This window comes from Nocardia sp. NPDC056952 (assembly GCF_042674185.1).
In the GTDB taxonomy this organism is placed as follows: Bacteria; Actinomycetota; Actinomycetes; order Mycobacteriales; family Mycobacteriaceae; genus Nocardia.
In genome coordinates, this window is sequence record NZ_JBHURA010000010.1 from 110,130 (window position 1) to 121,335 (window position 11,206).

At 67.9% G+C, this 11,206-nt stretch carries 11 protein-coding genes; 8 read left to right on the forward strand and 3 right to left on the reverse strand.

Annotation, left to right across the window (positions count from 1 at the left end; translation table 11 throughout):
* Window positions 1-153: 153 nt before the first annotated feature.
* The 3 genes from ACFTS5_RS27865 to ACFTS5_RS27875 all read left to right on the forward strand — a co-directional run bounded on the left by ACFTS5_RS27865 (window position 154) and on the right by ACFTS5_RS27875 (window position 2,923).
* Window positions 154-1,968 (forward strand): DEDD exonuclease domain-containing protein, encoded by a 1,815-nt coding sequence (locus ACFTS5_RS27865; protein WP_378636583.1) that lies wholly within the window; start codon window positions 154-156, stop codon window positions 1,966-1,968.
* Between the two features lie 123 nt (window positions 1,969-2,091).
* A complete protein-coding gene (locus ACFTS5_RS27870) occupies window positions 2,092-2,643 on the forward strand; it encodes a phosphoribosylanthranilate isomerase (protein ID WP_378636586.1) in 552 nt (183 codons plus the stop codon).
* 4 nt (window positions 2,644-2,647) lie between these two features.
* Window positions 2,648-2,923: an Lrp/AsnC family transcriptional regulator gene (locus ACFTS5_RS27875; RefSeq protein WP_378636588.1), complete on the forward strand. Its 276-nt coding sequence runs from the start codon at window positions 2,648-2,650 to the stop codon at window positions 2,921-2,923.
* A 10-nt stretch (window positions 2,924-2,933) separates the two neighbouring features.
* Here ACFTS5_RS27875 and trpD read toward each other — a convergent pair whose 3' ends face one another.
* On the reverse strand, window positions 2,934-3,995 hold the full coding sequence (trpD, locus tag ACFTS5_RS27880) for an anthranilate phosphoribosyltransferase (protein ID WP_378636591.1): 1,062 nt from the start codon (window positions 3,993-3,995) through the stop codon (window positions 2,934-2,936).
* A gap of 91 nt (window positions 3,996-4,086) precedes the next feature.
* On the reverse strand, window positions 4,087-4,503 hold the full coding sequence (locus tag ACFTS5_RS27885; protein WP_378636593.1) for a hypothetical protein: 417 nt from the start codon (window positions 4,501-4,503) through the stop codon (window positions 4,087-4,089).
* Window positions 4,504-4,682: 179 nt separating this feature from the next.
* On the opposite strand from ACFTS5_RS27885, the gene ACFTS5_RS27890 reads away from it, so the two are divergent.
* The 4 genes from ACFTS5_RS27890 (at window position 4,683) to ACFTS5_RS27905 (ending at window position 9,056) form a co-directional block, all read left to right on the forward strand.
* A complete protein-coding gene (locus ACFTS5_RS27890; RefSeq protein ID WP_301905794.1) occupies window positions 4,683-5,294 on the forward strand; it encodes a heme-copper oxidase subunit III in 612 nt (203 codons plus the stop codon).
* Between the two features lie 57 nt (window positions 5,295-5,351).
* On the forward strand, window positions 5,352-6,224 hold the full coding sequence (locus tag ACFTS5_RS27895; protein WP_378636596.1) for a c-type cytochrome: 873 nt from the start codon (window positions 5,352-5,354) through the stop codon (window positions 6,222-6,224).
* 73 nt (window positions 6,225-6,297) lie between these two features.
* On the forward strand, window positions 6,298-7,437 hold the full coding sequence (locus tag ACFTS5_RS27900) for a ubiquinol-cytochrome c reductase iron-sulfur subunit (protein WP_358071506.1): 1,140 nt from the start codon (window positions 6,298-6,300) through the stop codon (window positions 7,435-7,437).
* Window positions 7,434-9,056: a cytochrome bc complex cytochrome b subunit gene (locus ACFTS5_RS27905; RefSeq protein ID WP_378636599.1), complete on the forward strand. Its 1,623-nt coding sequence runs from the start codon at window positions 7,434-7,436 to the stop codon at window positions 9,054-9,056. Before ACFTS5_RS27900 ends, ACFTS5_RS27905 begins: the two co-directional genes overlap by 4 nt.
* Window positions 9,057-9,133: 77 nt before the next feature.
* Here the strand turns inward: ACFTS5_RS27905 and ACFTS5_RS27910 are convergent, their stop codons facing one another.
* Window positions 9,134-9,631: a polyadenylate-specific 3'-exoribonuclease AS gene (locus ACFTS5_RS27910; protein WP_378636821.1), complete on the reverse strand. Its 498-nt coding sequence runs from the start codon at window positions 9,629-9,631 to the stop codon at window positions 9,134-9,136.
* A 178-nt stretch (window positions 9,632-9,809) separates the two neighbouring features.
* On the opposite strand from ACFTS5_RS27910, the gene ACFTS5_RS27915 reads away from it, so the two are divergent.
* The gene (locus ACFTS5_RS27915; protein WP_378636602.1) at window positions 9,810-11,195 is read left to right on the forward strand and encodes a class II 3-deoxy-7-phosphoheptulonate synthase; all 1,386 of its coding nucleotides are present in this window, start codon (window positions 9,810-9,812) and stop codon (window positions 11,193-11,195) included.
* Window positions 11,196-11,206 lie beyond the last annotated feature (11 nt).

Consider the following 11,206-nt stretch of genomic DNA (forward strand, 5'->3'; position numbering starts at 1 on the left):
CCGCGGGCCGGGTCGCCGGGTGGTATCCGCCCCTCGCCGCTTGGCGGGAAAATCGCTGGGGCGGTTACGGTACGGCCACGTCAGGCGGCTGATCGGCTGAGTGGTGACCGAGTTCGGGCGAGCTTGTCGGACCCCCGTCCTACGCTGCTCGCCGTGCCCGATCCCGTTCCGCTCCCGGCTGCCGCCCGGCAGTTGGCCTTCGACGAGCTCGATACCCCGCTGTATGCCACCACTTTCGTCGTCGTCGACCTCGAAACGACCGGGACCAGCGCTGATCGGGACGCGATCACCGAGATCGGGGCGGTGAAGGTGCGCGGCGGCGAGGTGCTGGGGGAGTTCGCGACCCTGGTGAATCCGGGGTACGCGATTCCGCCCGCCATCGTGCAGATCACCGGGATCACCACGGCGATGGTCTACGAGGCGCCGCGGATCGAGGGGGTGTTGCCGGGGTTCTTCGAGTTCGCCGCCGGCGCAGTGCTGGTGGCGCACAACGCGCGCTTCGACACCGCGTTCCTCAAAGCGGCCGCGGCCCGCCAGGACATCGCGTGGCCCAATCCGCAGGTGTTGTGCACGGTGAAGCTGGCACGTCGGGTGCTCACGCGAGACGAGGCCCCATCGGCGCGGCTCGGGGTGCTGGCGCAGATCCTCGGTGCGTCGACGACACCGACGCACCGCGCGCTCGACGACGCCCGCGCCACCGTCGACGTGCTGCACGCGTTGATCGGCAGGGTCGGCAATCAGGGCGTGCACAGCCTGACCGAGCTGCTCGACTATCTGCCCGGCGTCACCGGAACCCAGCGCGCCAAGCGCACTTTCGCGACCGACCTGCCTGCCGCGCCCGGCGTCTATCTCTTCCGCGGACCGTCGGACGAAGTCCTCTATATAGGGACTGCGGTGAATCTGCGCCGTCGCGTCCGCAACTACTTCACCGGCTCGGAGACCCGCGGCCGGATGAAAGAGATGGTGGCACTGGCGATTCGGGTCGACCACGTGGTGTGCGCGCACGGCCTCGAAGCCGGGGTGCGCGAGCTGCGGTTGCTCGCCGCGCACGCGCCGCCGTACAACCGCCGCTCGAAGTTCCCCAAGCGTGGGTGGTGGCTGACCCTGAGCGAGGAGGCGTTCCCCCGATTGACCGCGGTGCGCACCCCGACCCGAACCGCGATGGGGCCGTTCCATTCCCGGACCGACGCCGTCGACGTGGCGTTGACGATCGCCGAATTCGCCGGAATCCGAACCTGCGCCACCCGGCTCACCCGCACGGCGAAACACACCTGCCCGCCCACGGTGGTCGGTGGCTGTCCCGCCGCACGTCACGACGGCGATCTCGACGCGACGAGCTACGCGCCGGCCGTCGACGCGGTCTGTGACCTGTTCACCGGGCGCTCCGACGCTGTGCTCCGCGCGATGATCGATCGCATCGAAACATATGCCACCGCAGAGCATTTCGAGGCGGCTGCCCGTTTGCGCGACCGCACCGCCACCGTTGTGACGAAACTGCACCGCACCCAGCGTCTGGCCGCCCTCGCTCGCCTCGCGGAACTGATCATCGCCCTGCCCGACGGTGCGGGCGGCTGGGAATTCTCCGTCATCCGCCACGGCCGCCTCGCCGCGGCAGGCACCGCGGCCCGCGGCACCCCGCCGATGGCCGTTGTCGATCAGATCGTCGCCGCCGCCGAAACCGTGATCCCCGACCTGGGCACCGCGTCGCCGGGTAGCGGGACCCAGCGTCCCCTCGAGGGCGTGGTCGTCGACCTCGACGCCCGCGTCCCACCCCTGCGTGGAGCCCCACCGGAGGAAGTCGGCGTCATCGCTCGCTGGCTTGCCAAACCCGGCGCGCGGATCGTGCGGACCAGCGACGGGTACCACGAACCGCTGCACGGTGCGGCGCGCTGGGTGGGATGGGCGCAGCTCGCGCGCGCGGCTGCCACCACCAGGAGCGAACAGGAGGAGTATCTGGCCGAACGTTGACACCGAGAACACCAGCCTCCGTGCGGGCCGGCGGTCTGGCCGAACGGCCGGGAAGTCCGTCCTGGATCATGGACGACGACTCCGTGCACCGTGGCGGGGCCCGAGGACAAGGAGCAGCGGCGGATGTTCGTGAAGGTGTGCGGTCTGACCACCGAGGAACAGATCGACTGGGCGATCGAGCTCGGGTACTCCGCGATCGGCGTCATGGTGACGACGAAGAGCAAGCGGTACCGCACCCCCGAACAGGCACGCGCGCTCGCCGGCTACGCGCGTGGGCGCATCACCACCTTCGCCGTCGCCCTCGAGGCGAGCGAGGTCGCCGAGGTGGCGGACGCGTTCGACGTCGTGCAGCTCTACCGGTGGACCGACCTGCCGAACCTGGCCTTCTGCTCCTCGAACCCGCCGGAACCGGGTCAGACCAGCGAATACTTCTTCTATGACGCCAGTGCGGGGACCGGTGTGTTCGAAGAATTCCCCGACTGGGTTCGTGCGCAACCGGGCCGGGTGGTGCTGGCGGGCGGCCTCGACCCCGACAACGTCGCCGATGTCATCGCCCGGCACCGTCCCTATGGCGTGGACGTGTCCAGTTCGGTGGAAACGGCACCCGGGGTGAAGAGCTATGACCTGATGCGTCGGTTCAAAGCGGCCACCGAGCGGCCCGAAGTTCTAGAGTGATCCCATGATTACCGCGATCGTGATGATCCAGGCGCAGAACTCTCGCATCCCCGAGACCGCGCAGGCCCTCGCCGACACCGAAGGAGTCGCCGAGGTGTACTCCTGCGCCGGTGACGTGGACCTGATCGCGATCGTGCGCGTGCGCGACCACGCGCGCATCGCCGAAGTGGTCACCGCGGGCATCGACAAGGTGGAGGGCGTGGTCCGTACCACCACCCACATCGCCTTCAAGTCCTATTCCAGCGCCGACGTGGAAGCCGGATTCTCGCTGGGGGAGTGAGCCTTCGGGCTCAGCTCTCGTCGAGCGTCCTGGTGAGTTCGGCCCAGCTCTGCAGCAGCTTCGCCGCCGCCCCGCTGTCCACCGCGGCGGCGGCGCGCTCGAGCCCGTCGGTCAGCGCCGCGTCCAGGTCGAGATCGACATCGCCGACCCCGCGCGAGAGGTCGTAGGCCACGATCGCCGCGGCCGAGTTCAACAGCACCGCGTCACGAACCGGTCCGGCCGTCCCCGCGAACACATCGCGCGCGACCTGGGCGTTGACCTCGGCATCCCCACCACGCAGGTCGTCCAGATCCACCCTCGCGATGCCGAGCCGCGTCGGATCGATCAGCGTTTGTCGGATCCGCCCCCCACTGACCACCCACACATCGGTCAGATCCGAGGTGGTGATCTCGTCGAGCCCGTCACGCCCACGCACGACCAGCGCACTCGACCCACGCTCCTCGAACACCCCCGCGATCACGGGTGCGAGATCGGCGAACGCGCACCCGATCAGCCCGGCGCGCGGCTGGGCCGGATTGGTCAGCGGGCCCAACACGTTGAACACGGTCGGGATGCCGATCTCCTTGCGCGCGGCCCCGGCGAAACGCAGCCCCGAGTGGAACAGCGGCGCGAAACAGAACCCGATCCCCGCCTCGCGCACCGATCGCGCCACCGACTCGGGTCCGAGCGCGAGCTTCACACCCAGCGCTTCGAGTACATCGGCACCACCGGACTTCGACGACGCCGCCCGGTTCCCGTGCTTGACCACGGGGACCCCGGCCGCGGCCACGACCACCGCGGACATGGTCGAGATGTTCACCGACCCCGAACGATCGCCGCCGGTGCCGACGACATCGACCGCGTCGCCGTCGACGTGGACCAGCCGCGCGTGCCCGAGCATCCCGGCCACCATGCCCGCCAGTTCGGTCGGCGTGGGGCCCTTGATCTTCATGGCGACGCCGAACGCCGCGATCTGGGCCGGGGTGGCGTTGTCGGTGAAGATCTCGTCGATCACCCAGGTGGTGTCGTCCGCGGCCAGGTCGCCACCGTCGGCGAGGGTTCCGAGCACCTGGGGCCAGCTGCGCACGCTCATCTGCTCTGCTTCTCCTTCGACGACACCGTTGCGCCACTGTAGATCGGGCGCGCGGAGGTGGCGCAAGATCTTTTGCGCCGTCGGGCAAAGTTTACGGGGCGGTGCGCGGGGGTTGCAGCGCGTCCCAGCCGTCGGCGACCCCGTCGTGGCGCTGGGCGAGCCCGGCCATCCGCGAGCGTTCCTGCGAGCAGGTCAGTGGATCGAGCCGTTGCACCCGCTGCAGGATGACCGGGACCAGCTCCTCGGCCGGCGCGGCGGCCTCGGCGCGTTCGTATCCGTCGTACCCGGCGATCTCGCACGCGGCCTCGATCTGCCCGGCGGGCAGCCGCAGATGGTGGCGCAACACCGCATCGGCCTCCCGATCCAGCTCGCTCGCTCGATCCAGCGCGGTCGAACACGCCTCGACATCGTCGAAACTCGACGCGACCACCACGAGATCGTCGCGCCCCGGGTCCAACTCCCGCGCCGACCCACCGAACAGCCGCCGCCACATCCGCACCACGACCATCGCCGCCTCCTCGTCTCAGCCTATCCACATCCAACGCTGTCACAATGGGTTGTCGCGCGGTCGTCGCCAACACGCCGACGGATGTCGTGGACCCCCTCTGTGCGTGGGTTTTCCGACTTGCGCCACAAACTTTCGTACCCGGGTACATGTGTCGTACTACGAAGAGTCATACTTACCCCGTGACGACCGCAGTAGGCACCCCAGGATCGGCCATTACTCAGCGTGTGCATTCGCTGAACCGGCCCAACATGGTCAGCGTCGGAACCATCATCTGGCTGTCGAGCGAGCTGATGTTCTTCGCCGGACTGTTCGCCATGTACTTCGTTGCTCGCGCGCAGGCGCACGGGAACTGGCCCCCGGAGCCGACCGAGCTGAACATGAAGCTCGCGATTCCGGTGACGGCCGTGCTGATCGCGTCCTCGTTCACCTGCCAGATGGGTGTGTTCGCCGCGGAGAAGGGCGACGTGTTCGGCCTTCGTCGCTGGTACACCATCACCCTGCTGATGGGCGCGTTCTTCGTCGCCGGGCAGGGCTACGAGTACTACCACCTGGTGGAGGAGGGAACTTCGATCGCCGGCAGCTCGTACGGCTCGGTTTTCTACATCACCACCGGCTTCCACGGTCTGCACGTGATCGGCGGTCTGATCGCGTTCGTGTTCCTGCTCGTCCGCACCACACTGAGCAAGTTCACCCCCGCCCAGGCCACCGCCGCGATCGTGGTGTCCTACTACTGGCACTTCGTCGACATCGTCTGGATCGGGCTGTTCGCCACGATCTACTTCGTCCGATAGCGCGCGGCGCACACAGCATTTGCACAAGTCGGTTCCGTCTACTCCAAAGGGACACAGATGAGTTCATCTCCCCCGTCGGCCCCAGAGCCCGCCGGCCACGGCGCCGGGCAGGACGCACAGGCCGCCAAGGCGCGTAAGCAGCGCCGTGCCCGTCGTCGTATCGCGGGTGCTCTCGCGCTGATGATCGGCTTGGTCGGAGCCGGCTTCCTGGCTACTGCGCTCACCCCGCAGGCGCAGGTCGCGACCGCGCACGAGGACCAGTCCGCGCTCATCCGCGAGGGCAAGCAGCTCTACGACACCTCCTGCGTGACGTGCCACGGCGCGAACCTGCAGGGTGTCGCCGACCGTGGTCCGAGCCTGATCGGCGTCGGCGAGGCCGCGGTCTACTTCCAGGTCTCCTCCGGTCGCATGCCGATGGCCGCCAACGGCGCCCAGGCGCTGCGCAAGCCGGAGAAGTTCGACGCGCACCAGACCGACGCGCTCGGCGCGTACGTCGCCGCCAACGGCGGTGGCCCCTCGGTGATCCGCGACGCCAACGGTGAGATCGCCCAGGAGTCGCTGCGCGGCGACGACATCGCCCGTGGCTCGGAGCTGTTCCGCATGAACTGCGCCTCCTGCCACAACTTCACCGGTCGCGGTGGCGCGCTCTCCGGCGGCAAGTTCGCGCCGCCGCTGGCCGAGGCCAGTGAGCAGCAGATCTACCAGGCGATGGTCACCGGCCCGCAGAACATGCCCAAGTTCTCCGACCGGCAGCTGACGTCGGAGGAGAAGCGCGACATCGTCGCCTACGTCAAGAACTCCGCCGAGGAGAAGTCACCCGGCGGCTGGGATCTCGGCGGGTTCGGTCCGGCGACCGAAGGTTTGGCGATCTGGGTCATCGGCATCACCGCCGTGGTCGGCGCCGCGATGTGGATCGGATCGCGGTCATGATCGGTCAGCGCGCGGAGGCGGCAGCGCAGCGTAACCACGCAGCGCGCCCGAGCATGACGAATTGGATGCAGCCATGAGTGGACAGGAGCACAGCGACATGGGTCGCGAACCCACCGAAGACGAACTGGACGCGATGTCGCGTGACGAGCTGGTCGAGCTCGGCACCAATCGCGACGACGTCGATGTCGTCTACCGCAACGAGCGGTGGCCGGTGCCGGGCACCAAGGCCGAGAAGCGCGCCGAACGTGCGGTCACGTTCTGGTTCGCCGTCTCCGGCCTCGCCGCCGCCGCGCTCATCGGTGTCTTCCTGTTCTGGCCGTGGGAGTGGAAGGGCTACGGCGACGAGGGCCACAGCGCCTACTCGCTGTTCACCCCGCTCGTCGGCCTGACCTTCGGCATCTCGGTGCTGGTCATCGGTGTCGCGGTGGTGCTGATCCGCAAGCGGTTCATCCCCGCCGAGATCTCGATCCAGCAGCGCCACGACGGCCCCTCCGACGAGGTCGAGCGGCGCACCCTGGCGGCCGAGCTGCAGGACGCGCTCGACACCTCCACCCTCGGTCGTCGCAAGATGATGCTCGGTACCGCGGGCGCCGGTGTCGGTGTGCTCGGTATCGGCGCACTGCTGGTGTTCGTCGGCGGCATGGTGAAGAACCCGTGGGCCAAGGGCGACAAGTCGCCGCTGTGGGTCTCGGGCTGGACCCCGGACTACCCGGGCGAGACCGTCTACATCCGCCGCGACACCGGTCGCCCCGGCGACATCGTGCTGGTGCGTCCCGAAGACCTGGACGCCGGCTCGATGGAAACCGTGTTCCCGTGGAAAGAGAAGTGGCGCGGCGATGAGCACGCCACGCTCGAGTCGCTGCGCGGTATCCGCAACGCGGTCATGATGATCCGGTTGCGCACCGAAGACGCCGAGAAGGCGATCAAGCGCAAGGGCCAGGAGAGCTTCAACTTCGGCGACTACTTCGCCTACTCGAAGATCTGCACCCATCTCGGCTGCCCCACCTCGCTGTTCGAGCAGCAGACCAACCGGATCCTGTGCCCCTGCCACCAGTCGCAGTTCCTCGCGACCGAGTGGGCAAAGCCGGTCTTCGGTCCTGCCGCCCGCGCACTGCCTCAGCTGCCGATCACCGTCAACTCCGAGGGCTTCCTGGTCGCCGCAGGCGACTTCATCGAGCCGCTCGGCCCGGCCTTCTGGGAGCGTCGTTCATGAGCGTTGTGGCCAATCAGGCAAATGAGATGGACGAGCGGTATCGCGCCGCCGCGTTCATGAAGCGTTCGATCAACAAGGTCTTCCCGACCCACTGGTCGTTCCTGCTGGGTGAGATCGCGCTCTACGCGTTCATCATCCTGCTGCTGTCGGGTGTGTACCTGACGCTGTTCTTCGACCCGTCGATGACCCACGTGGTCTACGACGGCGCCTACCAGCCGCTGCGCGGCGTCGGCATGTCGCGGGCCTACGAGACCGCGCTCAACATCTCCTTCGAGGTGCGCGGCGGTCTGTTCGTCCGGCAGATCCACCACTGGGCGGCCCTGCTGTTCGCGGCGTCGATCATCATCCACCTGTTCCGCATCTTCTTCACCGGCGCGTTCCGCAAGCCGCGTGAGGCGAACTGGGTGATCGGCTCGCTGCTACTGATCCTGGCGATGTTCGAAGGCTTCTTCGGCTACTCGCTGCCCGACGATCTGCTCTCCGGTACGGGTCTGCGCGCCGCGTTCTCAGGTATCACCATCGGTGTCCCGGTCGTCGGTACCTGGCTGCACTGGCTGATGTTCGGCGGCGACTTCCCCGGCGACATCATCATCCCGCGCCTCTACATCGCGCACGTGCTGCTGCTGCCCGGCATCATCCTGGCGCTGATCGGCGCGCACGTCGCGCTGGTCTGGTACCAGAAGCACACCCAGTTCCCCGGACCGGCCCGCACCGAGCACAACGTCGTCGGCGCGCGCATCATCCCGGTGTTCGCCGCCGACCAGGGCGCGTTCTTCGCGTTCACCCTCGGCATCGTCGGCATCATGGGTGGCGTCCTGCAGATCAACCCGATCTGGAACCTCGGTCCGTACAACCCGTCCCAGGTGTCGGCGGGTTCGCAGCCCGACTTCTACATGATGTGGACCGACGGTATGGCGCGTCTGATGCCGCCGTGGGAGCTCTACCTGGGTCGGTACACGATCCCGGCGGTGTTCTGGGTCGCGCTCATCATGGGCCTGGTGTTCACGCTGCTGATCGCCTACCCGTGGATCGAGAAGCGCCTCACCAACGACCACTCGGCGCATCACAACCTGCTCCAGCGTCCGCGTGACGTGCCGGTGCGTACCGCGATCGGCGCCATGTCCATCGCGTTCTACGTGGTGCTCACGCTGTCGTGTGTCAACGACATCATCGCGCTGAAGTTCGACATCTCGCTGAACGCGACCACCTGGATCGGTCGTATCGGCGTGCTGTTGCTGCCGCCGATCGCGTACTTCATCACCTACCGGTTCTGCATCGGTCTGCAGCGCAGTGACCGGGCGGTGCTCGAGCACGGCATCGAGACCGGTGTGATCAAGCGTCTGCCGCACGGTGAGTACATCGAGGTGCACCAGCCGCTGGGCGGGGTCGACGCACACGGCCACGCCATCCCGCTGGAATACCAGGGCGCCCCGGTGCCCAAGAAGATGAACAAGCTGGGTTCGGCGGGCAAGCCCGGCACCGGTAGCTTCCTCAAGGCCGATCCCAAGGCCGAGGGCGAGTCCTGGGCCGAGATCGAGGAGAACGAGGAGCACCGGATGCTCACCGTTCTCGCCGAGCAGCAGGCGATCGCGAACAACAGCGAGCCGTTCGGTCACTGATCGAGCATCGCGAACAACGAAGGCCCCGAGTCGAATTCGACTCGGGGCCTTCGCTTTTGTCCTACCGGCGCGGTGTTCTACAGGCGCGGAGTGCGCCGATATGTCTCGATGGCCTCGAACTTGGCCAGGTTGTGGCGGGCGTCGGCGAGTGCGTCGTGCGCGTCATCGGGGATAGGCGGCAGGGCGGGGCTGCCGTTGACGGCCCAGTGCTGGCGCAGTTCGTTGGTGTAGCGCGGCATGCCCTTGGGCAACGCTGTCATGTCACCCCACAGTTGGCACAGCGCCACGTGGTCGTACGCGCCGACCCAGGCCCACAGCTCCGGCTGCACGCTGGGCCGGGGCAGGAAGAACTTGAACAGGTCGTCGCGGATCTGTTCCCTGGTGCGATACAGCGGCGACCCGGCGGCCGGCAGCTTCGGCAGCACATGCTTGCGCACCCACGGCCCGGCCCGCCCGGCGTCGAATTCGGTGGAGACCGCGTAGTACTCGCGCCCGTCCTCACAGACGACGCCGATCGAGATCAGGTCGATCGTCACCCCATCCTCGATGAATTCCGAATCGTAGAAATATCGCAGGGAGATCGCCTCTTCGTGCCGGTGGGTTGCTCGTGGGCTCCGGCGCGACGGGCGATGGACCCCACGATGGGTCGACGAAACCCTATGTGGGCGCTCTGTGCGTGCTTCGCACGGGTCGGCGGTGGCTTCGCGGGTACGCCGGATAGTCGCCCGTGCGCGCGGGTCGTATTCTGATCTGGTGACCTGGACCGTCGACGTACCCATTGACCGCCTGCCGGAACTGCCGCCGCTGCCCGAAGAGCTGCGTGGTCGCCTCGATGCCGCGCTGGCCCGGCCCGCTCTGCAGCAGCCGTCCTGGGACGCCGACGAGGCCGCCACCATGCGCACTGTGCTGGAGAGCGTGCCACCGATCTGCCTGCCCGCCGAGGTGGAGGACCTCAAGGCACAGCTGGCCGCTGTCGCGCGCGGTGAGGCGTTCCTCATGCAGGGCGGTGACTGCGCGGAGACCTTCGCCGACAACACCGAGCCCCACATCCGCGGCAATATCCGCACGCTGCTGCAGATGGCCGTGGTGCTCACCTACGGCGCGAGCATGCCGGTGGTGAAGGTGGCGCGGATCGCGGGCCAGTACGCCAAGCCGCGCTCGTCCGACACCGATGCGCTGGGCCTGAAGTCCTACCGCGGCGACATGGTGAACTCGCTCGTCGCCGACGAGGCTCTGCGTCGCCACGACCCGTCGCGTCTGGTCCGTGCGTACGCCAACGCCAGCGCCGCGATGAACCTGGTTCGTGCCCTGACCAGCGCGGGCACGGCCGACCTGCACCGCCTGCACGACTGGAACCGCGACTTCGTCGCCCAGTCGCCCGCGGGCGCGCGCTACGAGACCCTCGCCGAGGAGATCGACCGCGGTCTGCGCTTCATGGCCGCCTGTCAGGTCAACGACCCGAGCCTGAAGACCGCGCGCATCTACGCCTCACACGAGGCGCTGGTCCTCGACTACGAGCGCGCGATGCTGCGGCTGAGCGAGTCCGAGACCGGTGAACCGCTGCTCTACGACCTGTCCGCGCACTTCCTGTGGATCGGTGAGCGCACCCGCCAGCTCGACGGCGCCCACATCGCGCTGGCCGAACTCCTCGCGAACCCGATCGGGCTCAAGATCGGGCCCACCACCACGCCGGAACTGGCCGTGGAATACGTCGAGCGGCTCGACCCGAACAACGAGCCCGGCCGGCTCACCCTGGTCGCCCGCATGGGCAACGGCAAGGTGCGCGATGTGCTGCCCCCGATCATCGAGAAGGTGCAGGCCACCGGCCACCAGGTCATCTGGCAGTGCGACCCCATGCACGGCAACACCCACGAGTCGTCCACCGGTTTCAAGACCCGCCACTTCGACCGCATCGTCGACGAGGTCCAGGGCTTCTTCGAGGTGCACCACGCCCTCGGCACCCACCCCGGCGGGCTGCACATCGAGCTGACCGGCGAGAACGTCACCGAGTGCCTCGGCGGCGCCCAGGACATCTCCGATCTCGACCTCGGCGGCCGCTACGAAACGGCCTGCGACCCGCGCCTGAACACCCAGCAGTCCCTGGAACTGTCGTTCCTGGTCGCGGAAATGCTGCGCTGAATCAGCGGGAC